The organism is Streptomyces luteolifulvus, assembly GCF_008806595.1.
Classification (GTDB): domain Bacteria; phylum Actinomycetota; class Actinomycetes; order Streptomycetales; family Streptomycetaceae; genus Streptomyces; species Streptomyces luteolifulvus.
Map to the genome: position 1 here is coordinate 78,155 of NZ_VZRB01000029.1, position 22,687 is coordinate 100,841.

The following is a 22,687-nucleotide window of genomic DNA, read 5'->3' on the forward strand; positions in this document are numbered from 1 at the left end:
ACCTCTGTGGACGGCTTGCGTGGGAATCAGGGCTGTATTCGTAGTGAGTGGGTGGCGTCGTGGCCGGAGAGGACCTGGCCCTCCTGGCGAGACCCCGGGGCCGCGTCAGGCGGTGGGTCGCATGTGCTCCTGCGTCCATTCCTCGAAGCTGGTGAGTGGGATGCCGAGGTCCCTCGCGTATTGCGGGCGGCCCGGCTGGCCAACCACGTTCAGCCACTCCTGGCCAGCGCCCATCGCCGGCATTCCGGCCGAGAGGGCCTCCTCCTCGGTCATGTCCGGCGCGGACAGTCGCGTGCCCAGAGCACGAGAAAGGACCTCGGCGATCTCCGTCATCGACAGGTAGTCGCTCGCCAGCTCCAGTTCGACCCCGTCGAATCGCTCCGGTGCGGTGATGGCTGCGGCGGCCGCCCTGCCGATGTCGTCCACCGCGACCAGGGACAGCCGGGTCTCGGGGTTGAGAACGCTCACCAGGCCGCCCTCGATGCCGCGCGGGAACAGGAACGCCATGGACGGGAGGAAGTTCTCCATGAAGAAGCCCGGCTTGAGGAGCGTCCAGTGGGGGAAGCCGGCCGCGCGGACCCGGTCCTGGATCGCGCTCTTGGCGCCCAGTGTGGGTTCCATCGAAGCCCAGCGGCCTTCGGCCCAGCCGGGAGTTTCGGTGTGCTGGCCGGCGCCGGTGACGGATGTGTGCACGAACTGCGGCACTCCGGCGGCTTTCGCGCCCTCGATGAGGTTGACGCCCTGGGCCACCTCCCCTTCGAAATCGAAGCCTTCTGCAGTGATGCCGGGCATCTGCACGGAGAAGACGGCACGGGCGCCCTCGGCGGCCCGGATCAAGGACTCGCGGTCATGTAGGTCGCCGGTGACCAGTTCGGCGCCGAATGCCTCGATGGCCTTGGCCCGGTCGGTGGCCGGATCGCGCACCAGGGTGCGGACGGGAACGCCCGCCGCAAGCAATGCGCGGGCGGTGGCCCCACCCTGCCTGCCGGTCGCGCCGGTGACCAGGCGGGTGCGGAATTCGTGGACATGACGCTTCCTCGGGTTACTCGCCGATTAAACGGCGAGGCCCGCCGTTTATACTCCGGTACGATACGGCGGGGCCCGCCACTTATCAATCCTGGAGGTGACGCCATGCCCGAGCGCCAGCGTGCGGACGCCCGACGCAACTACACGCGCATCCTCGCCGTGGCCGAGAAGGAGGTCGCTGCCCATGGTGCCGACGCCTCCCTGGAACAGATCGCCCGCACCGCGGGGGTCGGCTCAGCAACCGTGCGCCGACACTTCCCCACGCGCCGTGCACTGTTGGAGGCAGTCTCCCGGGAACGGATCGAGGCCCTGTGTGTCCGCGCCCATGGCCTGACCGGCAAGGGCGACAGCCGGAACGCGCTCCTGGAGTGGCTTGATGACGTCGTCGCGTACTCCGTCTCCGCCCGGGGACTGGCGGCCGCACTCGCCTACGACGGCCCGGTGCACGAGAACGGCTGCTCGGCGGCACTGGAAGAGGCGGCAGGTCCTCTGCTGCGCCGCGCCGTGCAGGACGGCGCGCTGGCGACAGGCGTCACTGTCGCCGACCTGATCACGCTGATCGTCGGCATCGTCCTGGCCACGGAGCACTACCCCGACCCCGCCGCCCAGGCGGACCGGCTGTTCCGGCTGGCCGTGGCGGGACTGAGTCCGCAGAGCTGAACCAGGCACACAACCGGCAGAACCGAGAACGGGCCTGCACCCTTCACGGCGCCCTCACCCCTGAAACGACGCGCTTGCAGCGTCCGTCGGCCATGATCCGCCGGACAGGACCTGACCGGCTCCGTCGGCCCGCCGACGAACCGACCACCGGACTCGACCGCGGCCTCGCGGACCGCACGGCCGACGAACCGCGCCGTCACGTCGACAGCCGCGATCGCGACGGCGGAACCGGGCAGGGCCTGCTGACGATCGCCCACGACCTCGCCGCGGCCGAACGCATCGCCGACCGGGCCGCCGTGATGTAAGCGGGCCGGATTGTCCTCCGGGTCCTTCCCGGCCGCGCCTTCACTCCCACCCCCCGCATGTCACCCGAGCTCGGCTACTTCCCCGACGGGGGCGCACCACGGGGGCCGGCCGAAGTCGCCGACGAGGGCCGCGGCGTTCTTCGAGCCACCTGACTCACGCTGGGGCAGCCGCCAGTTCAAGGGCCTTCCCCAAAAGACTCACCAGGTGAAGCAGGTCGTCCGTATCCAGTCGGGCGAAGGGGCTCAGGGCCAGGGCCGCCTCGATCACCACAGACCGCACTCGTCGGCCGTCATCCGTAAGCGCCACGAGGCGGGAACGGCGGTCGGCGGGGTCGGCGGAGCGTTCGACGAGACCGCGGCTGGTGAGCTGGTTCATGACGAAGCTGAGGTTGGGCGCGTTGCAGTGCAGTCGGTCGGCCAGCTCCTTCATGGTGGGCGGCGCCTCGGCCGGATCGATCACCCAGAGTGCATGAGCGGTGGCTTGCGTCAGGCCCTGTTCGGCCAGGGTGGCTGTGAGCCGGTCGTTCGTCCGCAGGAAGAGCTCGTGGTTCGCCACCACTGCCGCCTCAAGGATGCTCTCCGTCATGACGTCATCCTAACCGTTTTTACTTCGAGACTTGAAGTTGTTACTTTCATTCGAGGCTCGAACTATCGACTCGATGCACTGGGGTATGCGACAGCGCGGCGAGGTCGAGGTGGCCTGCACCTGCCAAGGCCGACGAAAAGGGAGAAGAATGACCGCGCTGGATGAGCCGCTGCACCTGAGCCATGGCGCTCCATTGCATAACAGGATCACGAAGGCCGCGATGGAAGAGTTGCTCGCCGCGCCGGGGCAGCTGCCCGGTGACAAACTCCACACACTCTATCGGCGTTGGGCCGCCGGAGGGGCGGGGCTCCTGATCACCGGGCATGTGATGATCGACGGCAGAGCGGTCGCCCAGCCCGCTGACGTAGTCCTGGAACAGGACACTCCACTGGAGCCCTTCCAGCGCTGGGCGGCGGCCGGCAAGTCGGCGGGTGGACGGATCTGGATGCAGATCAACCACCCCGGGCGCGTCGTCCCCAAAGACTTGGCCGACACCACCTGGGCTCCGTCCGCGGTGTCCATCGACGTCGGTCGCGTCTCCAGCTTGTATCCGAGGCCCCAGCCGATGAGCGCTCAGGAGATCGCCGAGACGGTGGAACGCTTCGCCGTGACCGCGCGGCGAGCCCAGGAGGCCGGCTTCGACGGAGTCGAGATCCACGCCGCTCACGGCTACCTTCTCTCCCAGTTCCTCTCCCCCCTGGTGAACCAGCGCGATGACCGCTGGGGCGGCAGCCTGCGCAACCGTGCCCGCCTGCTGCTCGACGTCGTGAGGGCGGTACGGGAACGGGTCGGCACGGACTTCGCCGTGGGCGTGAAACTGAACTCGGCGGACTTCCAGCGCGGTGGATTCGACAGTGGTGACGCGCGAGATGTGATCAAGATGCTCGCCGACGAGGGAGCTGACCTGGTGGAGCTGTCCGGTGGCAGTATCGAAAGCGTGGCCACCGCAGGCCCGGGCTTCACGGCGGACGGTCGCACCCTTGCACGCGAGGCGTACTTCCTCGAACTCGCCAAGGAGCTTGTCGCCACCTCGCCGCTGCCACTGATGCTGACCGGAGGAATCCGCCGACGTGCCGTCGCCCAACATGTGATCGACTCCGGATTCGCCATGGCCGGTGTAGCCACTGCGCTGGCCATCGATCCCACCCTGCCGGAGCAGTGGCTTGCCGGGAGTGATGCGCAGACCCACCCGGGTCGCAGCCGTCTGCGCAGCAAGACGCTGGCAGCCGGAGCTGTCCAAGCCGTCACGACACGGCGACTTGCCCGCCTCGCCGCAGGCAAGTCGTCGAAGACCCCCTACTCTCCTGCTGTCGCCCTACTCGTTGAAATGCTCGTCCGCGCCCGGCGCCGACGCGACTATCGGAAATGGCGTACGGCCGCCTGAAGCCGGACCGGTCCGGATCTCATGGCGGCCCTCCCGGGCCGGCGTCCAGGCGGCGGGCGGTCGCCAACCCGGCGAGGAGGCCCGCCCCCGCGGTGACCTGGGAGAAGCTGAGGGCGTTGCCCAGACAGGACTTGACGGCCAGGGCGGTGAGGGTCGCGGCCGCCGTGAAGGACCACGGGAGTCGGGCGCGGGGAGCGCCACAGAGCGTGGAGCATCCAGCAGAAGGCCGCGCCCAGCAGGGCCACCCCCGGCAGCCCCTGACCGGCCGCCTGCTGCAGCGGCGCCGAATGCGGCGTGGCCTCGGGGCCCTGCCGCTGGGCCACGGCGGGGCTCAGCTCGCCGAAGCGGTCCGGGCCCGCGCCGCGCAGCGGGTCCGTCTCCTCGATACGGGCGGCGTCCTGCCACAGCCGGATCCGGTGCTCGGTGAGAGCGGTGCGCAACCGGTCACCGGCGAGGGCACCGGCGGCAGATCGCGCCTCTTGCGCGCAATCGTTGCCTGCACATCGCCACCGGTCTCGGCGAAACGCTTGGCGACCAGCCGCAACGTCTCACCCGAGACCCCGAGCCGGGCAGCGACGACGTCCTGCGAGCCGATCTCACCGCAGAGGTATCCAGCGCCAGCAGCACCCGGGCGCGCCTGATCACCGAGGCTGGATGAACCCCTGTCGTGGTCACCCGAACCAACTCTTCACGATCAGCCGCGGTCAACACCACCGGCCTCTTCTTCTGCGAACCCATTGAGCCACCCCTGTCCGGCAGATCGGATGGCCCGTGTCCTGAGTCTTAGAAAAGCCGATGCTGGGCTCATGGCGCGCATGGGCCGGCCGACGGTCGAAGTGGTTCTGACGGATGACGAGCGTGAGACGTTGGTGCGCTGGTCGCGGAGGGCAACGTCCGCCCGCCATGCGAGCCCTTGTGCTGTGTCGCCGTTCCGTGAACCGTGGTTCAGAGACCGCCGACATGCTGGCGAGCGCTGGCTGTCGGTCTGCTCCGGCAGGTGTACCCGGAGGCCCTGTCGCCGCAGGGCAGGGTCGGGCCACAACCCCGCGGAATTCCACATTGATAACTATGGCCTCAAGTTCAAGTTAGACTGTGCGTCATGGCTCGCACACCTTCCCGTTCATCCGCGCGAAGCGCCCCCTCCCCTGCGCAACCCGCCGACAGGGAGGGCCGCGAGCCGCCGCGTACCGCGCGCGGCGCGCGGAGTCGGGCACTGCTCGTCAAAGCGGCGCGTACGGTGTTCGAACGCGACGGCTACCTCGATGCGCGCCTGCGTGACATCACCGAGGAGGCGGGCATGTCCGAGGGCTCCTTCTACACGTACTTCTCCAGCAAGGAGGAGATCTTCGCCGCGGTACTCGAAGAGGTGCAGGAGGAAATGCTGCACCCTCACGTGCGGGAGATGATCGACGAGGACGATCCGATCGCCGTCATCGAGGCGAGCAATCGGGCCTATCTGCGTGCCTACCAGCAAAACGCTGCTCTGATGGGTCTGCTGGAGCAGGTCGCGGCCATCGACGAGAACTTCCGTGAAGTGAGGCAGCAACGCACACGGGCGTTCGCTCGGCGCAATTTCCAGAGCGTCCGGGACCTGCAAGAACGGGGCCTGGTCGATGCCGACCTCGACCCCGTTCTCGCCACGGCCGCCCTCTCGCACATGGTCTCCCGTACCGCGTACGCCGCCTATGTCCTCGGAGAGGACTACGACTTCGAGAACCTGGTCTTCACGCTCACTCGTCTCTGGGCCAACGCGCTGGGCATTCCTGCGGCTGCGACCTCATGAACTCCGGCGAGTCCGACTGACGAGCCTGAAGACCATGGCGAGGCCGGCGGCCGCCCGCCCGACGGTCCTGTACTCGTCGCGATGGCCGGCCAACTCGGCGACAGGCGGTGACTTCGGCCTTGTGGGTGGCATGACGAGCTGTGGGTGTCCGTTCGGACGCCTTCCGTACCCCGCCCGGCGGCGGTGACCAGCCAGGTCAGGCCGCCGGCTGCTCTGCCTCGAAGCACAGCCTGGTCAGGTGCCCCTTGGTGGCGCGGTGCGACGGCACCTCGGCCACGATCGCCCCGTGGCGCATGACGAGCACGCGATCACACACCGCAAGCTCGTCGAAGTCACTCGAAATGACCAGGATGGAGGCCCCCGCACCGGCGAGACCGGTGATGATGCCGTAGATCTCCTCTCGTGATCCGACATCGACACCGACCGTCGGTTCGTCGAGAACGAGGACCGACGGTCGTGTCCGCAGGTAGTTGCCCACCACGACCTTCTGCTGGTTGCCGCCGCTGAGACTGAGGACGGGTCGGGTGACGCCGTCCGTCTTGATGCCGAGCTCGTCGACGATGTCGACGGCCGCCCGGTGGGAGCGCCGTGGACGGAAACGGCACATGAGGTGACGGGCCGATCCATGGGAGGCGACGGCAAGGTTCCGCTCGATGGACTCGCTCAGCAGCAGGGCCTGGCTGCGGCGTTCTTCGGGAACGAGGACCACCCCCGCGCGGATCGCGTCGTGGGGTCCGCGAGGCGCGTATGGCTTGCCGTCCAGGATGATCTCTCCGCCCGCTGCCTGGTCTGCCCCGATGAGCAGGCGAGCCAGTTCCGTTCGCCCCGAGCCGACGAGCCCGGCGACCCCGACGATCTCCCCCCGCCGCAGATCGAAGGATGCACCTACGACGTTCGGCGGGCGGCGCAGGTCGCGTACGGACAGACGGATCGGCGCGCCGGTCGAGGCATCGCCCCGGCGGTGTGCGAGAGCCTCGACCTCGTGGCCGACGATCGCCTTCGTCAGTGATGAGACCGTGAGTTCCGCCGTTTCGTACGAGCCCGCGACCGAGCCGTTGCGCAGGACCGTCACACGGTCGGAGATCTCCAGCACCTCCTCCAGTCTGTGCGAGATGTAGAGCACCCCCACGCCGGAGTCGGTGAGCTCCTTGATCACCTTGTAGAGCTTCTCGGCCTCGTCGTCCGTGAACGACGCCGTCGGCTCGTCCAGCACGACGAACTTCGCCGATCGCATCAGGCATCGCCCCAGTGAGACCATCCAGCGGTCGGAGACCGACAGACGGTCGACGGGCACATCGAGGGGGATGCGGTAGCCCAATCGTTCCTGTACCTCGCTGGCGAGGCGGCGCAGGCGCTTGGTGGCGACGAGGCCCAGGCGCGACTGCCGGTCCGCGCCCATCGCCATGTTCTGCAGGCCGGTGAACTTCGGGACGAGGTTCAGTTCCTGATGGACGAAGGAGAGCCCGTGGTGTGCGGCGGTCTCGGGTCTGTCGATGACGACCGGCACCCCGTCGAGGGCGATCTGACCGCTGTCCGCGTGCTCCACACCGGCGAGGATGCGCACCAATGTCGACTTGCCGGCGCCGTTGGCTCCGCACAGCGCCAGTACCTCGCCGCCTCGCAACGAGATGGTGACGCGGTCGACGGCCCGCAAGCCCCCGAACCGCTTCGAGATGTCGGTCATTTCCAGCCGGGACGCCGTGACAGCGCCCTCACTCGAACACGTGCCGCTCATGAGGGGACTTCCTTCTCTTGCGGGCGTCATGTTGCTGCCGTACGCCGTCGTGCCAGGGAGCCGACGCCGACACCGAGTACCAGCAACAGCCCCTGGAACAGGTACTGCCAGTAGGTGGCCATGCCGGTGAGCGCGATCGCGTTGAAGCCGATAGCCACGGTGATGACACCGACAAGGGTGCCGATGATGTGGAACTGGCCGTCACGCAGGACCGCGGACCCGAAGAACGCCGCCGCGAAGGCGCTGAGGAGGTAACCGTCGCCGCCGGACACGGCCGCGCTCCCCGTCCTGCTCGCCAGGAGGACACCGGTCAGGGCCGCGAAGGCACCGCAGATGACGAAGCTGACGAGCCGGACCCGCTCCACCCGGACGCCGGACAGGCGGGCCGCGACGGGGTTGCCGCCGACCGCTTGCATCGACTGCCCCAGCACGGTCCGGTTGAGCAGAAGCCAGAGGACCGCGGTGAACCCGATCATGATGTAGACCGGGTACGGGATGCCGAGCAGCGTTCCGAGGCTGATCTCCAGGAACGACTCGGAGTCACTCAGTCCGACGGGCTGGCCACCCGCGATCTTGTAGTTCACCCCGATGGCCATGGTTCCCACGCCCAGCGTCGCCACGAGAGAGTTGACGTTGAGGACCGTGACGACGACGCCGTTGACCAGTCCGATCACGAGGCCGACCATGATGGCTGCGGAGATCGCCATCCAGATGGACATGTCGACGTCCCGCATGAGCGTGCACGCAACCACACCGCTCAGGCTCGCCGTGTTGCCAATACTGAGATCGAAATCCCCGGTCACGAGTGGGAAGGTCAAGCCAAGAGCGATCATGGCGGGGATCGCGCTCTGGTTCAGGACGTTGACGAGGTTGTCCGACGTCGCGAACACCGACGGCTCGAGTGCCGTCATGGTAACGATCAGCAGCCCCAGCATCGCGATCGTCCCGTACTGCCCGATCAGCCGCCACACGACGCGGGCCGTGCTGCTGGAGGATGCCGAAGCTTCCTTGATCGAGTCTTCGACTATGACAGTCATGTGAGGTGTCCCTCCTCTCGGATACGTCGATGTCAACGCAGGACGCCGGGGAACTTCTTGAGGAAGTCGTCGACGTTGGCCGGGGTGACGGCGTGTACATCGGGCAGCAGCGTCCGCTCCTTGGCATCGGTCCCGGCGGCAATGACATCAGGTGTCACGTCGGCCAGCCGCTTTCCCTCGGTGGCGGGGTCGACGTATGCCGTCGCTCGCATGTCGCCCCCCTTCACGGCCTTGACGGCCGCCGGGGTGCCGTTGATCCCGTAGACGAGGACGTCGTCGCGTCCCGTCTGCCGCAGAGCCGAGACCGCACCGATCGCCGGATCGTCGAAGCAGCCCCAGATGGCCAGCGGTCTGCTTCCCTTCGGATGCGACGCGAGCCAGGCCTGCGCGAACTCAGTGCCGGCCTCCACCTGGCCGGGGATCGGAACCTCCTTGCGCGTGACCTTGATGTCCGTCTCTTTCAGTTGGGCCTTGAGTTCCTCCTCCCGTCCCACGCACGGAAGGCCCGGGGTGAATCCGAGGACGAGCAGGTCGCCCTTGCCGCCCGTGTCCTTCACCATCTGCTCGGTGAGCGGCTTGGCGTTACTCCTCCCGAAATCGAGGCTGACCGGCACTCCGTCGGTGGTCCCGCCGCCGATGGAGACCACGGGGATGCCGGCCGACTTGGCCGCCTTGATCCCGGCCGCCAGGGCGTCGCTGGGGAAGACCGCGACGACGATGAGATCCACTTGCTTCTGCACGAAGTTGCTGATGGCACCCACCGCCTGGCCCGCGGCTCCCTGCGGATCCACGCTGCTCGTCTCCCACCCCCGTTCCTTGGCGGCGGCCAGGTAGCTCTGGACGATCCCCTCGCTACCCGGGTCGCTCGAGGCGAACCGGACCACTCCGATGGAGTAGCTGTCGCCCGCGGACGCCTTCGCGCCCGTCTCCGCTCCACCGCCACAGGCCGTGACCAGCGTCGTCATCAGCGCTGCGGTCAAGGCCAGCGCGGATCTCTTCCTCTTCATGGAATCTCCCGATGATCCTCGCAATACCCGGCGTTCGGGGTTGCGCTCGGTCAGGTCAGGAGCACGCTAGTTCTAGTTGAGCTCAAGTTCAATTGTTGTGGGTGTGCTTTTCCCGGGATCACCCCATGCGGGGCCGGCGTCGCAAGGAAGTCGTTCGCACGGTCCTCGGATGGATCACCGACCGTGTGCGGCCAGAACCAGGAGCCTCCAGCTCCACTGGGCCGGAAGCAGCACCACCACAGCCTTCGTCTCAACAAACCCCGGCGGCGGGGAGCTCAGAGTTCGGCATCGGCCAGCAGATCCCGCGGCGGGTCGTTGCCGCCTTTCGACGGGGTCAGCTCGGCCCAGATGCATTTCCCCATCGTCGTGTAACGCGTGCCCCACCGCTGGGAGAGCGCGGCGACCAACTGCAGGCCGCGTCCGCCCTCGTCCGTCTCGGCGGCACGGCGGATGCGGGGTGTCGTCAGGCTTCCGTCGGAGACCTCGCAGATCAGGTCGGCGCTGCGCAGCAGCCGCAGCTGCGCCGGCCCCCTCGCGTGCCGGATCACGTTCCCGACGAGTTCACTCACGATGAGTTCAGTCGCGAGCACCAGGTCGTCCAGCTCCCACAGGGACAGCTGCTCCCGGACGTGCTGCCGGGCTTCCCCCGCCGCCTGCGGCTGGCCGGGGAGCTGCCAGGTGGCCATCCGGTCGGCGGGCATCGTGTCGAGACGGGCGATGAGGAGGGCCGCGTCGTCGATGGCTCTGGAAGGCCCGCACTCAAGTGCCGTACTGGTGACGAGGTCGCAGAGCCGTTCCAGGTCCTTGCGATCGGCTGTCCCGAGCAAGCCCGCGAGATCGGCCATGCCCTGGTCGATCTCGCTCCCCCGGGACTCCAGCAGGCCGTCGGTGTACAGAACAAGCAGGCTGCCGCCGGGCAGTTGCAACTCGCTGGTCTGGAACGGCGGCTCCCCCGCGCCGAGCGGTGGGTCGGGAGACAGGTCGGGGAAGTACACGTGACCGTCGGGCTCGACCACGGCCGGCGGCGGGTGGCCGGCCAGCGTGAAGGTGCAGATGCCGGTGGTGGGGTCGTGGAGCGCGTAGAGGCAGGTGGCGAACGAGTCCTCGCCGAGGCTGCCGACGACCTGGTTGAGGTGGCTCATGATCTCGTCGGGCGGAAGCTCCAGGTGAGCCAGGGTGTCGACGGCGGTACGCAGTCGGCCCATGGTGGCCGCTTGGGGCAGGCCGTGTCCCATCACGTCCCCGACCACGAGTGCCACGCGGCCCGCGGACAGCGGGATCACGTCGTACCAGTCGCCGCCCACGTCCATGCCCTGCGTGGCGGGCAGGAAACGCGCGGCCGCTGTGCACTCCGACAGCTCGGGCAGGCGCTTGGGGAGCAGGCCTCGTTGCAGTTCCTGGGCGCGGGTGTGCTCGGCGTCGTAGAGCCGGGCACGCTCCAAGGCGTGCGCAACCAGGGCGCTGATCGCGGTCAGTAGGCTCCGCTCGTCGTCGGCGAGGTGGCGCGGCTGATCGAAAGAGACGGTGCAGACGGCGAACGTACGCCCGGAGACGGTCAGCGGCAGGAACGCCCACGCCTGTTTGCCGGCCAGGCGTGGACGGTCGGCGTTGCGCGGGTAGCGCGTGACGTACTCCTGAGCTGACGGTATGAACAGGGGCGCGCCGGTGAGGACCGCTTCCCCGATCGGGTCGTCCGAAGCGATCGGGACGCCATCGAGTGCGTCGAGGAGTGCCTTTTTGTAGCCCACGGCTCCGACGACGTGCGCCCGATCGCCCTCCACCGCGACCACGGCCAGCCCACTTGCGCCGAGCGCCGGGAGTACCCGCCGGGCAACCGCGTCCACGACGTCACCCGACGTCCTCGCTTTCGCGAGTGCCGCAGTCAACTCGGCGATCCGGGTCGAGCGGTGCGCGGCGGCGCGCCGGGCGGCGTCGCGCTCTGCCTCTCGCCGCCGACTGTCGGTGACGTCCGTGAGGTAGACGGTGAGTCCGGAGGGCCCCGGGATGAGCCGCAAGTGGTGGCAGCGGTCGGGCGTCATCCACACGTCGAAGCCCACGGCCGCCGCCCTGGCGGAGGCCTCCCGGCACCGGCTCTCCAGGTCGGGAACCCCGCGCAGGGCAGGAAGCTCCCACAGAACGCGCTCGAAGAGTTCCTGCTCGGTGGCACCGAGCGTGCGCTCGGCCTCCAGGTTGGCGAAGAGGATCTGCCCTTCGTCATCCAGCAGAATGAAGCCGTCGCTCATCATGCGAAGTGCGCGGGCGAGCGCGTCCCGGGCGCTGCGGGACTCGCTGCTGTCCCAGACCACGCCCGCCATGCGGATGGGCTGGCCGTTCTCGTCGCACGCCACGGAGCCGCGGGCCTGATTCCAGCCGTAGCTTCCATCCGGCCGCCGGACCCGGTACTCAGCCTCGTACACGGTGCGCTCGCGGATCGCTCTTTCGGCAGCCGCCATCGTGGACGGTATGTCGTCGGGGTGGGCGAGCCTCACCCAGTTCTCCATGCGGGGCTCGTAGTCGGCCGGGAGTGCGCCGAAGAGTGCGACCGCGGCGTCGGCCCAATCCAGATGGCCGGTGCGCAGGTCCCAGGTCCAGGTGCCGATCGGGACGCCTTTCAGCGCCTGCCGGAGCCGGCCGCCGGCCAGGTCCTCCTGGGTCGGCTGAGCGCGCGGCGGTGCCTGCCGCAGCCGCTGCTCGATCCAGGCAGCCACGGCTCGCAGGAAATCCCACTCTTGCGTGCTCGGCTCCCCCCGCGTCGCGGCCCGGAGCAGCGTGATCGCGCCGACGGCGCGATCACCGCTGAAGAACGGCACGGAGGCGAGGCCGGTACCGGGCCAGGGCCTTGTCGGGGGCCCGGCGTCGCCGGATTTCACCGGCACCCAGGCGCAGTGGCCTTCGCGCACGGCCTCTGCCGGAGCGGTCGGCCCGTTCTCCATGACGATTTCCCAGGAGGCGGCCAGGGCCGACGGCAGGCCGAGCGACGACACAAGGCGCAACGCGGGGGTCGGGCCGCGCATGTGGACAGCGGCTGCCACCGTCTGTAGCTCAGCCGCCGCGTGGTACAGGCCCAGACGGAATATCTCGCTCTCGGCGATCCCAGGCACGGTGGTCGTCAGGAGGGCGAGCCGCTCGTTCGCGGACTCGTGCACGCCCATGTCCAGAGATTACTCGCGCGGCGCCTCAGCCGCGATCTCCTTGTCAGACCCTCGTGAGGCATGTGGAGAATCGAGTCTCCTGTTGCTCGCGCAGCAGGATCAGCCGGTGGACGTCGAGCATCCACGCAGGATAGGTGCGCTCGCGGTCCGCGCTCATGGGCTCGTGGGACCCCCCAGGACACGACATTTGGCCAGCAGGATCTTTGGGGTATCGCCGTCCGGAGATCGGATTACTCAATGACAGCGGATCAGCACATCCGCTGTCCCGTCGACAACAGCTACGCTCAGTAGCGGTCCCCACTGGATCTCTTTCGATCTCCTCTGCCTATGGCCGTTAATTTGACACACCCCTGACCCGGTGCGGGGGTCATCGGGCGTGCGTCGCACCACCGTCCACGACCAGCGTGGAGCCCACCACGTAGTCGCCCGCGTGGGACGCCAGGTAGATCGCGGCTGCGGCCATGTCCTCGTCGGCGCCGATGCGCCCCGCCGGGATCTGGTCCATGATCTCGTCCGGGTGGTCGCGCGCGTCCCTGTTCATGTTCGAGGCGAAGGCGCCCGGAGCAATCGCGGAGACAACGATCCCGTACTCGATCAGCCGCAGCGCCATCCTGCGGGTCAGCTGGATCAGTCCGGCCTTGCTGGCGTGGTAGCTGTAGGTCTCCATCGGACCGATCGAGATCCCGTCGATCGAGGCGATGTTGATGACCTTGGCCAGATGATCACCGGTGGCGGCCACCAGCTCCGGCTGGAGCGCCTGCGTGAGGAAGAACGGCGTCTTGACGTTGAGGTCCATCGCCTTGTCCCAGCCGGACTCGGGGAACTCGTCGAAACGCGCGCCCCAGGCCGCACCGGCGTTGTTGACGAGGATGTCCAGCGCAGGCTCGTGCTCGCGGTAGGCAGTCACCAGCTCCTGGATGCCGAGGGTGGTCGAGACGTCCGCCGGCAGCGAGACGCAGTGACCGAGTTCAGAGAGCTCCTTGGCTGTGGCATCGCACGCATCGGCCTTGCGAGCGGAGATGTAGACCCGCACGCCGCTACGGACGTAGCCCTCGGCGATCATCCGGCCGATGCCGCGGGAGCCGCCGGTGATCAACGCCGTGCGGCCATCGAGGGAGAAGAGGGTGGAGGTGTTCATGATTCTCGCTTTCTGTACGGGTAGACGACGAGTTCCCCTCGAACGGCACGGCGCGTCAGAGTCCTTCGCCGGACTCGGCGCCGTCCTGCACGACGTGGTCGCGGCGCGGTGGTGACCGTGGTGGAACCGCTAGGAAGCCGGTGGCGCCGGCCTTCTTCTGAGGCGCCAGCGCGGTCAGACCTCGAGCACGAGCTTGCCGGTGTTGATCCCGTGGAAGAGGCCGAGCAGCGCCTCGGGGAAGGCGCGCACGCCGCCGGAGACAATGGTCTCGCGCGCGAACAGCCGGCCGGTGCGGATCATCTCGTTGATCCCTTCGATCGCCTCCGGATAGCGGTCCTCGTAGTCGAGGACCAGGAAGCCCGTCATTGAGGCGCGGGACACCACCAGAGACATGTAGCGCCGCGGGCCTTCGGGCAGCTTCTCGGCGTTGTAGGCGGAGATAGCCCCGCAGATCACGACGCGTGCGCCGCGTCGTAGGTTGGCCAGGCCGGCGTCGAGAATGTCCCCGCCGATGTTGTCGAAGAAGACGTCGATGCCCTCGGGCACCGTCTCCCGCAGCCGCTCGAGCGGGTTGTCGGCCTTGTAGTCGATCGCCTCGTCGAAGCCGATCTTCCTGAGCCATGCGCACTTCTCCGGGCCGCCGGCGATGCCGACTACCCGGCAGCCGTGGGCCTTGGCCAGCTGACCCAGCACGCTGCCGACCGCTCCCGCGGCTCCGGAGACCACCACGGTCTCGCCGTCCTGGAGTCGGCCGACGTCGAACAGGCCGAACCACGCGGTCATCCCGGGCAGTCCCAGCGCGCCGAGCCACGTCGGCGGCCCGGCCAGCCCGGTGTCGATGTGGGTGACGCCCTCGCCGTCGCTCAGGGCGTGCTCCGTGACGCCGAACCAGCCGCTGACGGCGTCACCGACCGCGTAGTCAGGGTGTCGTGACTCCGTCACCGTCCCGGTGGCGGGGGCGCGCATCACCTCGCCGATGCCCACCGGCGGCACGTAGGAGCGGACGTCGTTGAGCCATCTGCGCATAGCGGGGTCCAGCGAGATGTGGTCTACCGCGACGACGAACTGACCCTGCTTCGGCGAAGGGAGCACGGTCTCGGTGACCTCCCAGGTGTGCTCGTCGGGGAGTCCCTGCGGCCGTCGGGCCAGGCGAACCTGCGTCGTGTGTACGCTCATGCCGCGTCCTCCTCGTGCTCAGTGAACCGTCCGATCGACTCGGCGACGCAGACCGGCTTTTCGATGCCTTCCACCTCGAAGTACTGGGCGGCCGTGATCTGCGCGGAGCCGTCTCCGATGGGGGTCACGTCCGTGATGGTCGCCCGCATCCGGACCTTGCTGCCCACCGGGCGAGGGTGGGGGAAGCGCACCTTGTTGTAGCCGTAGTTCAGGCTGTGCGCGAAGCCGTCGAACGCCATCAGCTCCTCCATGAAAGCGGGACCGAGCGCGAGCGTGAACAGTCCGTGGCCGATGGTCGTGCCGAAGGGGCCTGCGGCGGCGCGCTCGAGGTCGACGTGGATCCACTGGTGGTCGCCCGTGACGTCGGCGAAGGTGTCGATCTGCTGCTGGGTGAGCGGGTGCCAGGCCGTGGGACCGAGCTCGCGGCCGACGAGGGCGACGAGCTCGTCGACGGTGGTGGGACGAAGGACTTCGTGGTCAGTCATGGACGTGTTCTCCTGGGTCGGGTGCGCGACGCCAGCGAACCTGGGTTCGCATTTGATGGTCGCCGCGGGCGGTCCGCACTCGGCCGCGTTGACGGGCTCGTCGAGGGCGCGGGGAGTCCGGCACGTGGCTGGGGACTGTTGCTGGGAAGGGCACTCGTGGCGTCGGCAGCACCTTTCCGGTCGCTGTCCGCTGGTCCGGGCCCGGGTCGTTGGGGCGGCGCTGGGAGAGACTGTCGCCGCGTTTACCCACGGGCGTGCGCAGGACTTCAGCGATGCATGCGCGCGTCATGACTACTCCGAGCTCCTCATCGGAGTACGGAACGAGAGTGATGTGCAGGGACCAGGCGCTTCAGTTTGGCCGGGCGAATCCCGTGGTTCAGGGCAACCACGCGATAGGCAGTGCCTGACGTATGCCATTCGAGAAGTGCCGGCGGGCAATCGAGCGAACCCTCGCTGATCGTCGGCGTGCCGTCGGAGCCGGGAGGCCCAACCATCTTCACATCGAGACCGAACTGTTCGGTCCAGTAGTAGTGCGACGGCCGGTACGGCGCTGCGTTCTCAGCTCGAAGCAGCGCTTGTGCCGCCGCGCGGGCCTGTTCAATGGCGTTGGTCCAACTAGGTGTTCGTCTGCTCGACCCGTCTGGGCCGGCCTGGACGGCTACGTCGCCTGCCGCGACGATATTTGGGCGGGCGCGGCACCACGCGTCGACGTGAACTCCCCCGTTGAGACGGAGTCCGCTGCCGAGCAGCCACTCGATATTCGGAAGGTCGCCCACGGCCGAAACGACCATGTCCGCTTCGAGGACCTCGTCGTTCGCGATTCTCGCACCGCTTGGCGTCTTCCCGCCGACGAGCTCGACGTCGCCCGCGGCGACACGAATCCGCACTCCTGCCATGCGGGCGGCATCGCGAATCCTTGCGCCCACGAGTGGTCCAAGCAAGCGTTCGAGTGGTGGTTCCCGATCGACGACAGTCACGTCCTTACCGAGCTCACGGCACGTCGACGCAATCTCCATCCCGAGGAATCCGCCTCCGACGACGAGTACCGACGACGCAGTGGCGAGATCTGCGCGGAGGGACCTGGAATGCTCGATGTCCCGCAGAACCCTCTCGCCTCCGCGCCGATGACCCACGGTGCGGGCACGGGCGCCCGTGGCGATGACGAGGCCGTCGAAAGGGACAGAGCCTTCCTTGGTGTGGACGAGTCGCCGGTGCACGTCGAGCCCTTCGGCCCGCGTGTGAAGACGCAGATCCACGTCGTCCGACATCGCGGGAAGTGTCAAGTCGTCCTCCAACTCGCGCCCCGCGAGCGCGCTTTTCGACAACGGCACGCGCGTGTAGGGCGGGACCTTCTCGTCGCTGAGAACCGTGATCGATCCGTCGAACCCCTCGATGCGCAAGGTCTCGGCCGCAGTCAGTGCTGCGATCGAGCCGCCAACGACGACGATGCGGTTGAGCTTCACCGGATCACCTTCAGCGCCGCAACGGGACACACCTGTGCCCCGGCTTCGGCGAGCCGTTCGAGCTCCGGCGGCACCTTCTCGTGGGCGACCGTGACGACCGCGTCGTCATCGAGTTCGTACACACTGGGCGCGACCTCCTCGCAGAGACCGTGCCCTTCACACCTCGCCATGTCTGCGCTGACCCTCATGAACGGACACCTTTCGTCCTCGCACGCGTCGTGACCGCAATGGGTAGTTCCTGCAGGCCGCGGATCACGGGGTTGTAGTGGCGGACTGGGGACCCCGCGAGCTCGAAGGTCGTGACGCGCTCTGCGAGCGCCGAAACGATCGCCCGCGCCTCCAGCCGCGCGAGCCCTTGGCCAGCACACCCGTGCACTCCATTGCCGAAGGCCAGGTGGTCGAGTGCGCCTCGGTGCAGGTCAAACCGGTTGGGATCAACGAAATGACGCTCGTCACGGTTGGCGGATCCGAAGTGGAGGCACACCCGGCTGCCAGCAGGCACCGTCGTTCCGTCGATCTCGACGTCACGCGTTGTCTCACGAAAGAATCCTTGGACCGGTGACTCGAGACGAAGAGTCTCCTCGAAGGCCGCTCCAGCGAGTTTCGGGTTGCTCCGGACCTCCTCCCAGACGTCCGGACGCTCGGCGAAGATCCTCAGCATCGATCCGATGCCGTTCACCGTGGTGTCCATTCCGGCGACCAGGAACGCGCGCATGAGCGGGAACGCCTTGTCTGCCGGAAGTCGCCCCTCATCGACCGCGTCCAGCACAGCGGCTCCCCAGCTGCCCGGAGCGAGCTGGTCGCGAGTCCCCACCTGCTCGATCCATTCCAGGAACGCGACCAGGTACGGCAAGCGTTCCTGGAGTTCCGGGGTGAGCGGGCCGAAAGCGGCGAAGGCTGCATCGGCTCCGGGAATCAGGTTCTCTCGACCCTCCTCAGGAAGTCCGATCAGGTCGGCGACCACCTGGACCGGGAGCCGCTGGGCCAGCTGGGTGATCGCATCGAACGTGCCGAGCGGAACGACGGCGTCTACGAGCTCGGCTGCCTGCCGGCCGATGTCACCGCGAAGCTTGTGGATGGCTCGGGGTGAGACCTGTTCCGACAGCACCGCACGGAGCGAATCGTGCTCGGGTGGATCCGAGGCGAGAACCCCGCCGATCTGACCCGCGTTGAGCTCGGGAACCAACCCGGTGCCGCGCGCCGAGGTAAAGGTTCGCCAGTCCCGAACGGCTGCTCGCACGTCCTCATAGCGCGTCAAGACATAAAAGTCGTGCCGCCGCATGTACACGGCGCCGCCGAGGTCGCGAAGCTCCCGCAGGACCGGGTGGGGATCCTCAAGAAGGGCGTGGCTGAACAGGTCCACGTCCGAGGCGACCAGGTGGCTGGCTCGGGTCATGACGTCCTCCCTGGCAAGTCGCACGCCAGTACGCGTCCGACGCGGTCCACACTGTGATGAATGTCATCACACCAAATACACTTTCGCGATGTCAATACATTTTCGAAATATTCCGCGCTGAAGGCGGAGAGTCGGCACCGACAACACCTCGTACTCCGACTTGGTGTCCGGCCTGTTCTCCAGCTCGCTACACGTCTCTCCCCGGTCCAGGAACCTGGCCGACGGTTCTGGCGGGCGGCGATGCCCGGCGTTGCAACCGGCGGCTACGGGCTGATGGAGCCGGTGGCCCGCAACAAGGTCAGTCTGGGCAAGGTGATCCACTGACCAGTCTGGCGGGCGCCGCCGCCACTGCCGTTCCCGAAGCCGGCGGCGTACTGCGCACCTGGGCCCGTACCCGCACACAACGATGCGTGTGCGCGGTGCGCCGCCGTCCTGACCGCGCTCGCACACGCGGGAGACGGGCCCTCCCCGGATGGCCTGTCCGCCTGCCGCAGTCGACCCGGACATCCCAGCACGACGCCCTGCACCGCGACTCGCGCCGCGACAGCGGTGATGAATTTCCCAGGCCGCCCGAAACCCGGCCCGCCATGAAGCACGCCCTGGCCGCCGGCCATCCAGCGATGGCCGGCCGCGCACCCACGCTTCCACACACGCTCTTCACGCCCACCAGCAGCTCGTGGCCCAACCAGGCCGAGCAGTGGCTCGGCCTGCTGACGGACAAGCAGTACGGGAATCCGCTCCACGAGCGATCGACCTCCCGAAGCCGTGGGCGTCACGCTTGTGTGCTCGCCGCCGACCGTCACCGCCGTTGCGGAGCGGCACCTACCGACGCGCATCAGAGGCCTGCCGTCGGACTTCCGTACCGGTCAGAAGTCTGTATTCGATGCGCCGGAAAGCGGTCTCGGAATCTCCCGGCGAGGTGACGCTGCCGAGCCACCCAAGGAAGAACGCCGCGGGAACGGCGCCCAGGCCGGGCGACTGGAACGGATACCAGTCGAAACGTGCTTCCGGCCACAGAGCGATGGGGGATCCCGACACGGTGGGGGAGAAAACCGTGAAGACGGCACAGAGCAGCAGTCCCCCGGAGACCGACCACAACAGCCCTCGGCGATTGAATCCGCGCCAGAAGAACGAGTAGATCAACGCGGGGAAGATGCACGACGCCGCGACGGCCATCGAGAAGGCGATCAGGAACTGGGCCTGGTAGTTGTAGAGGGCGGCGGCCAGCGAAACGGCGACGCCGCACACGACGACGGCGGCCAGGCGCAGGGCCCGCACCTCCTGGGTGTCGGAGCGGCTGCGCCCGTCTCGCGCGAACACGTCGTGAGCGAGGGAGACGGCGGCAGCGAACGTCACACTGGTCACGGTCGTGAGCACCGCGAGGAAGACGACACACGCCATGACGGTGATGAGCACGACGCGCCCCGTCGAGCCGTGACCGAGTACCTCCGACGCCAGCTGGATCGGGGCGGACTGCCCCGAGGCATCGACCGCGCCGAGGTCCGCGGCGCCGACCACAGCGGCCGCCGAGAAGCCCGTCGTGATCAGCAGCAGGACGAAGATGCCGGAGAGCCACACGGCCGTACGCGTGGACCGCCGCGCGGTACGACCGCTCCGGGACCCGGCGATCCGCAGGATCAGGTGCGGCATCATGGCCAAACCGAGGATGGCGACGATGTGGTTGCCGAACGCGTTGAGCGGACCGAGCCCCGCTGTGTCCAGCCAGAGCCCCGGCTTCAGATAGCGGTCCGGTGCCACGCTCCTGTCCACCGCGGCCGAGAGCAGAGAACCGGGATCCCACTCGAATTTCCTGAGGGCCAGCAGTGTGACCAGCGTCAGCGTCGCCAAGGTGATCGGCACCTTGGCGACATGGATGAAGCTCGTACCTCTCAGACCCGCCAACGCGGCGAAGCAAGCGACCAGGCAGCCCATGAGCAGGGTGCACGCCACCACGGCCTCATCGGTCGGCATGCCGATCAGGAGGGCCGCGCTGATGCCGGCGGCAACCAGTTGCACCATGAGGACGGGAATCGTGATGGCCAACGTCACGACAGCGGCGGCGATTCGGGGCCCTCGACCTGACGCCCGCAAGGAGAAGAGATCACCGAGTGTGTAACGACCGCTGTTGCGTATCCTCTGCGCAAGGAGCAGCAGTACACCGAGGGCGATCAGGACGTCGAGGGCGAAAGTGAATCCGTCGTAGCCGATCAGAGCCACGCCCCCGGCGGTTTGCAGCAGGGTGAGAACCGAGATCTGCTCTCCCGCCATGGCGACACCGTTGAAGGTCGGGGAGAGGGACCGGTCGGCAAGGTAGAGCCCTTCCGGGCTCTCCTCCTCTCCTGCGGCGAGCGTGAAGAGCCACAGGAGTGACACTCCGATGAAGATCAGAAAGGCGACGATGACGGGGGTCCTCGCGGCTGAGCCCACCGGGTCGAGCACCCCCGCGCTCAGGACGTACAGGGTCACGGCTTCACCACCCCGGACCGGTGGCGCGAGCAGCCCCCGGCGTCTCGGCATGGAACTCACCGGACGTCAGGGACCGTTCGAGAGGATCACACGACCGCGCACTTCGATTCTCGTACAACCAGGCCGTGACGACGAAGAGTCCGCATTGCAGGATGCCCCAGATCATGCCCAGAGTGAGCTCCCCGCGCACGCGCAGTGCGGGGACGTCGGTGAAGGAGGACAGCGCGATGCCGCCGACGAAGGGAACCGCGTTGACGACGAGGAAGGCACGCTGGGCGCGCTGGGTGGCCTCGCGCAAGCTGCCGATGTGTCGCAGCTGCACGACATCGTGCGCAGGGTCGGATGCTGCTGGGCGACCAGGGGGAATCGGGGAAATCGGGGGGACATGCGGGGGCACGGAACCTCCGGGCAGTGAGGGCGGGACGCGGCGCAGTGCGCGGCGTTGCAGCTGCGCGGGATGCAGCGAAGGATGAGTTGATCGCCGTCAGCCGGTACACAGTGTGCTGTGTCGGGGTTGCAGCGAAGTCAAGACAGACGCGAAGGCCGAACGCGGACCGCGGAGCCCCAGATCGTGGGCTCCATCCGCCATGGCCGTCATGCGTCATGGTGCGCTCATGAGCATCACGGATCCAGTGATCACATGTCAACTGACCGTGAGGTACGTTCAGGAGGTCATTTTCAAAGCGAGACTCGCGCGTGCTCACCTCGTGATGACGAGCGTTCCCGCTCCACGAAGGCCGCGCAGGCCCCGCGCGGCCACACGGGCGTCGCCCATGGTGTGCGCGCCGGCAACGACTGAACACACGCAGTAGAAGGACATCTGAGTCACTTTCAACCCGCCTGAAGCGGGTCACTTCAACCCGCCGCCAGCACATGCGTTGCCCCGGTCGCCCCCGTTGCCCGGGTGACCATCCGGTCTTCGGTGTCGCCAAACCCGCCCGCTGTAGCGCCGGGCGATGTGGTGCGGGGGGACGGGACATCGGGTGATGGGATCCTGCGGCGTTTGGACGGCCACAGGCTGAGTCCGGGGAGGCGGGGTACGGCACTGGTCGTGCGCAGTTCAAACCAGACGGTCTTGCCGTCCGCGAGGTGCCGTGAGCCCCACCGGGTGGCGAGCTCGTCAACAAGGTGCAGTCCCCGCCCGTGTTCCTCGTCGTACTGGGTGTGGCGCGGCCGGGGCGGGAGGGGGCTCGCGTCGCTGATACCGCAGCGCAGTGCCCCTTTCAGGAGGGACCGGGACAGGCTCAGACGTATCGGACCCCGCGCGTGCATGAGGGCGTTGGTGACCAACTCGGTGGCCAAGAGCTCGGCGATGTCGGCCTGCTCGTCCAGTCCCCATCGGGTCAGCTGGTCACGGATCAGCCGCCTCGCCTGAGACGGGGCGCGCGGGTTGTGGTCCAGTGGCCAGTAGACGTCGTCCCCGTGTGCCCGGCGCAGGTGACCGGCCAGGCCTGTGATCCGCACGGCGACGGCAGCCCTCCGCCGTCGCAGCCGGCGTGCTAGCGGTGCCACCGTGACGGCAGGGCCGTGGAGACGGGTGGGCCGTGTGGCCGGTCCGTGTGGGCGGATTCGGTGGGATGCCGCGAAAGAGGACTGCTGAAGCAGTCGGGGTGTGACGCAGAAGGCTCGGCAGTGCCCGTGGCAGCAGGCGCCGCGGTTCGGCAGGTACGGGGACGGTCCAAGCCGTTTGTGGAGACCCATGAGGTCCACCTCGATCTCTCTGGAACTGAAATGCGTATATAGGACTCTTCGACATGGTTGGGCCGGCATGCAGGGGGCATTTCGATGAGTGGCACGCAATATTCCGGGCGTCCCTCCGGCCGGCCGCCTGTCGGGGAGCCGATCCTGGACCGGGCGTTCCGGCTGCTGCGGGCGTTCACGTCGGACG

General features: G+C 68.0%; 18 protein-coding genes and 3 pseudogenes. 5 read left to right on the top strand and 16 right to left on the bottom strand.

What is annotated here, in order from left to right; genetic code table 11:
• Nucleotides 1–105: 105 nt before the first annotated feature.
• Nucleotides 106–957, bottom strand: a complete 852-nt coding sequence (locus tag F7R91_RS31670; protein WP_230989820.1) for an NmrA family NAD(P)-binding protein — start codon at nt 955–957, stop codon at nt 106–108.
• A 174-nt stretch (nt 958–1,131) separates the two neighbouring features.
• Here F7R91_RS31670 and F7R91_RS31675 point away from each other — a divergent pair, with 174 nt between their 5' ends.
• Together F7R91_RS31675 and F7R91_RS31680 are read left to right on the top strand one after the other, a co-directional pair.
• Nucleotides 1,132–1,686 (top strand): TetR/AcrR family transcriptional regulator, encoded by a 555-nt coding sequence (locus tag F7R91_RS31675; RefSeq protein WP_150954719.1) that lies wholly within the window; start codon nt 1,132–1,134, stop codon nt 1,684–1,686.
• Nucleotides 1,687–1,817: 131 nt separating this feature from the next.
• Nucleotides 1,818–2,144: pseudogene (locus tag F7R91_RS31680) on the top strand (ABC transporter ATP-binding protein); the annotation flags it as partial.
• A 1-nt stretch (nt 2,145) separates the two neighbouring features.
• On the opposite strand, the gene F7R91_RS31685 reads toward F7R91_RS31680, so the two are convergent.
• Nucleotides 2,146–2,577, bottom strand: a complete 432-nt coding sequence (locus tag F7R91_RS31685) for a MarR family winged helix-turn-helix transcriptional regulator (RefSeq protein WP_150954723.1) — start codon at nt 2,575–2,577, stop codon at nt 2,146–2,148.
• A 148-nt stretch (nt 2,578–2,725) separates the two neighbouring features.
• Here F7R91_RS31685 and F7R91_RS31690 point away from each other — a divergent pair, with 148 nt between their 5' ends.
• A complete protein-coding gene (locus tag F7R91_RS31690; RefSeq protein WP_150954726.1) occupies nt 2,726–3,961 on the top strand; it encodes an NADH:flavin oxidoreductase/NADH oxidase family protein in 1,236 nt (411 codons plus the stop codon).
• Between the two features lie 19 nt (nt 3,962–3,980).
• On the opposite strand, the pseudogene F7R91_RS43120 reads toward F7R91_RS31690, so the two are convergent.
• Nucleotides 3,981–4,401, bottom strand: a pseudogene (locus tag F7R91_RS43120) (O-antigen ligase family protein); the annotation flags it as partial.
• A 659-nt stretch (nt 4,402–5,060) separates the two neighbouring features.
• On the opposite strand from F7R91_RS43120, the gene F7R91_RS31705 reads away from it, so the two are divergent.
• On the top strand, nt 5,061–5,744 hold the full coding sequence (locus F7R91_RS31705; RefSeq protein ID WP_150954731.1) for a TetR/AcrR family transcriptional regulator: 684 nt from the start codon (nt 5,061–5,063) through the stop codon (nt 5,742–5,744).
• Nucleotides 5,745–5,940: 196 nt separating this feature from the next.
• On the opposite strand, the gene F7R91_RS31710 is transcribed toward F7R91_RS31705, so the two are convergent.
• The 10 genes from F7R91_RS31710 to F7R91_RS31755 form a co-directional block, all read right to left on the bottom strand.
• Nucleotides 5,941–7,479, bottom strand: a complete 1,539-nt coding sequence (locus tag F7R91_RS31710; RefSeq protein ID WP_191971708.1) for a sugar ABC transporter ATP-binding protein — start codon at nt 7,477–7,479, stop codon at nt 5,941–5,943.
• 26 nt (nt 7,480–7,505) lie between these two features.
• Entirely contained in the window at nt 7,506–8,516 is a 1,011-nt protein-coding gene (locus tag F7R91_RS31715) for an ABC transporter permease (RefSeq protein ID WP_150954737.1), read from the bottom strand.
• A gap of 32 nt (nt 8,517–8,548) precedes the next feature.
• Nucleotides 8,549–9,523, bottom strand: a complete 975-nt coding sequence (locus F7R91_RS31720; RefSeq protein WP_150954740.1) for a sugar ABC transporter substrate-binding protein — start codon at nt 9,521–9,523, stop codon at nt 8,549–8,551.
• Between the two features lie 275 nt (nt 9,524–9,798).
• A complete protein-coding gene (locus F7R91_RS31725) occupies nt 9,799–12,675 on the bottom strand; it encodes a SpoIIE family protein phosphatase (protein ID WP_150954744.1) in 2,877 nt (958 codons plus the stop codon).
• Between the two features lie 367 nt (nt 12,676–13,042).
• Complete coding sequence (locus F7R91_RS31730; RefSeq protein WP_150954747.1) at nt 13,043–13,813, bottom strand: SDR family oxidoreductase; 771 nt, start codon at nt 13,811–13,813, stop codon at nt 13,043–13,045.
• 174 nt (nt 13,814–13,987) lie between these two features.
• Nucleotides 13,988–14,989 carry an NADP-dependent oxidoreductase gene (locus tag F7R91_RS31735; RefSeq protein WP_150954750.1) on the bottom strand — a complete coding sequence of 334 codons (1,002 nt, stop codon included), beginning with the start codon at nt 14,987–14,989 and terminating at the stop codon, nt 13,988–13,990.
• Entirely contained in the window at nt 14,986–15,474 is a 489-nt protein-coding gene (locus tag F7R91_RS31740) for a MaoC family dehydratase (protein ID WP_150954753.1), read from the bottom strand. Before F7R91_RS31740 ends, F7R91_RS31735 begins: the two co-directional genes overlap by 4 nt.
• 305 nt (nt 15,475–15,779) lie before the next feature.
• Nucleotides 15,780–16,937 carry an NAD(P)/FAD-dependent oxidoreductase gene (locus F7R91_RS31745; RefSeq protein ID WP_150954755.1) on the bottom strand — a complete coding sequence of 386 codons (1,158 nt, stop codon included), beginning with the start codon at nt 16,935–16,937 and terminating at the stop codon, nt 15,780–15,782.
• The gene (locus tag F7R91_RS31750) at nt 16,934–17,125 is read right to left on the bottom strand and encodes a ferredoxin (RefSeq protein ID WP_150954758.1); all 192 of its coding nucleotides are present in this window, start codon (nt 17,123–17,125) and stop codon (nt 16,934–16,936) included. Before F7R91_RS31750 ends, F7R91_RS31745 begins: the two co-directional genes overlap by 4 nt.
• The gene (locus F7R91_RS31755; RefSeq protein WP_150954761.1) at nt 17,122–18,333 is read right to left on the bottom strand and encodes a cytochrome P450; all 1,212 of its coding nucleotides are present in this window, start codon (nt 18,331–18,333) and stop codon (nt 17,122–17,124) included. The genes F7R91_RS31750 and F7R91_RS31755 overlap by 4 nt, the downstream gene beginning before the upstream one ends.
• 130 nt (nt 18,334–18,463) lie before the next feature.
• On the opposite strand from F7R91_RS31755, the pseudogene F7R91_RS44395 reads away from it, so the two are divergent.
• Nucleotides 18,464–18,651, top strand: a pseudogene (locus F7R91_RS44395) (hypothetical protein); the annotation flags it as partial.
• A gap of 504 nt (nt 18,652–19,155) precedes the next feature.
• Here F7R91_RS44395 and F7R91_RS31760 read toward each other — a convergent pair.
• The 3 genes from F7R91_RS31760 to F7R91_RS31770 all read right to left on the bottom strand — a co-directional run bounded on the left by F7R91_RS31760 (nt 19,156) and on the right by F7R91_RS31770 (nt 22,263).
• On the bottom strand, nt 19,156–20,799 hold the full coding sequence (locus F7R91_RS31760) for a sodium:solute symporter family transporter (protein WP_225320884.1): 1,644 nt from the start codon (nt 20,797–20,799) through the stop codon (nt 19,156–19,158).
• Nucleotides 20,800–20,803: 4 nt separating this feature from the next.
• Nucleotides 20,804–21,121, bottom strand: coding sequence for a DUF485 domain-containing protein (locus F7R91_RS31765; RefSeq protein WP_191971709.1), 318 nt, complete (start codon nt 21,119–21,121; stop codon nt 20,804–20,806).
• 533 nt (nt 21,122–21,654) lie between these two features.
• Nucleotides 21,655–22,263 (bottom strand): ATP-binding protein, encoded by a 609-nt coding sequence (locus F7R91_RS31770; protein ID WP_150954771.1) that lies wholly within the window; start codon nt 22,261–22,263, stop codon nt 21,655–21,657.
• Between the last annotated feature and the right edge of the window lie 424 nt (nt 22,264–22,687).

Excerpts from the sequence above, each read along its gene's own strand:
- F7R91_RS31675 (WP_150954719.1), top strand. The coding sequence starts at position 1,132 with ATGCCCGAGCGCCAGCGTGCGGACGCCCGACGCAACTACACGCGCATC.
- F7R91_RS31685 (WP_150954723.1), bottom strand. The coding sequence starts at position 2,577 with ATGACGGAGAGCATCCTTGAGGCGGCAGTGGTGGCGAACCACGAGCTC.
- F7R91_RS31690 (WP_150954726.1), top strand. The coding sequence starts at position 2,726 with ATGACCGCGCTGGATGAGCCGCTGCACCTGAGCCATGGCGCTCCATTG.
- F7R91_RS31705 (WP_150954731.1), top strand. The coding sequence starts at position 5,061 with ATGGCTCGCACACCTTCCCGTTCATCCGCGCGAAGCGCCCCCTCCCCT.
- F7R91_RS31710 (WP_191971708.1), bottom strand. The coding sequence starts at position 7,479 with ATGAGCGGCACGTGTTCGAGTGAGGGCGCTGTCACGGCGTCCCGGCTG.
- F7R91_RS31715 (WP_150954737.1), bottom strand. The coding sequence starts at position 8,516 with ATGACTGTCATAGTCGAAGACTCGATCAAGGAAGCTTCGGCATCCTCC.
- F7R91_RS31720 (WP_150954740.1), bottom strand. The coding sequence starts at position 9,523 with ATGAAGAGGAAGAGATCCGCGCTGGCCTTGACCGCAGCGCTGATGACG.
- F7R91_RS31725 (WP_150954744.1), bottom strand. The coding sequence starts at position 12,675 with ATGGGCGTGCACGAGTCCGCGAACGAGCGGCTCGCCCTCCTGACGACC.
- F7R91_RS31730 (WP_150954747.1), bottom strand. The coding sequence starts at position 13,813 with ATGAACACCTCCACCCTCTTCTCCCTCGATGGCCGCACGGCGTTGATC.
- F7R91_RS31735 (WP_150954750.1), bottom strand. The coding sequence starts at position 14,989 with ATGAGCGTACACACGACGCAGGTTCGCCTGGCCCGACGGCCGCAGGGA.
- F7R91_RS31740 (WP_150954753.1), bottom strand. The coding sequence starts at position 15,474 with ATGACTGACCACGAAGTCCTTCGTCCCACCACCGTCGACGAGCTCGTC.
- F7R91_RS31750 (WP_150954758.1), bottom strand. The coding sequence starts at position 17,125 with ATGAGGGTCAGCGCAGACATGGCGAGGTGTGAAGGGCACGGTCTCTGC.
- F7R91_RS31755 (WP_150954761.1), bottom strand. The coding sequence starts at position 18,333 with ATGACCCGAGCCAGCCACCTGGTCGCCTCGGACGTGGACCTGTTCAGC.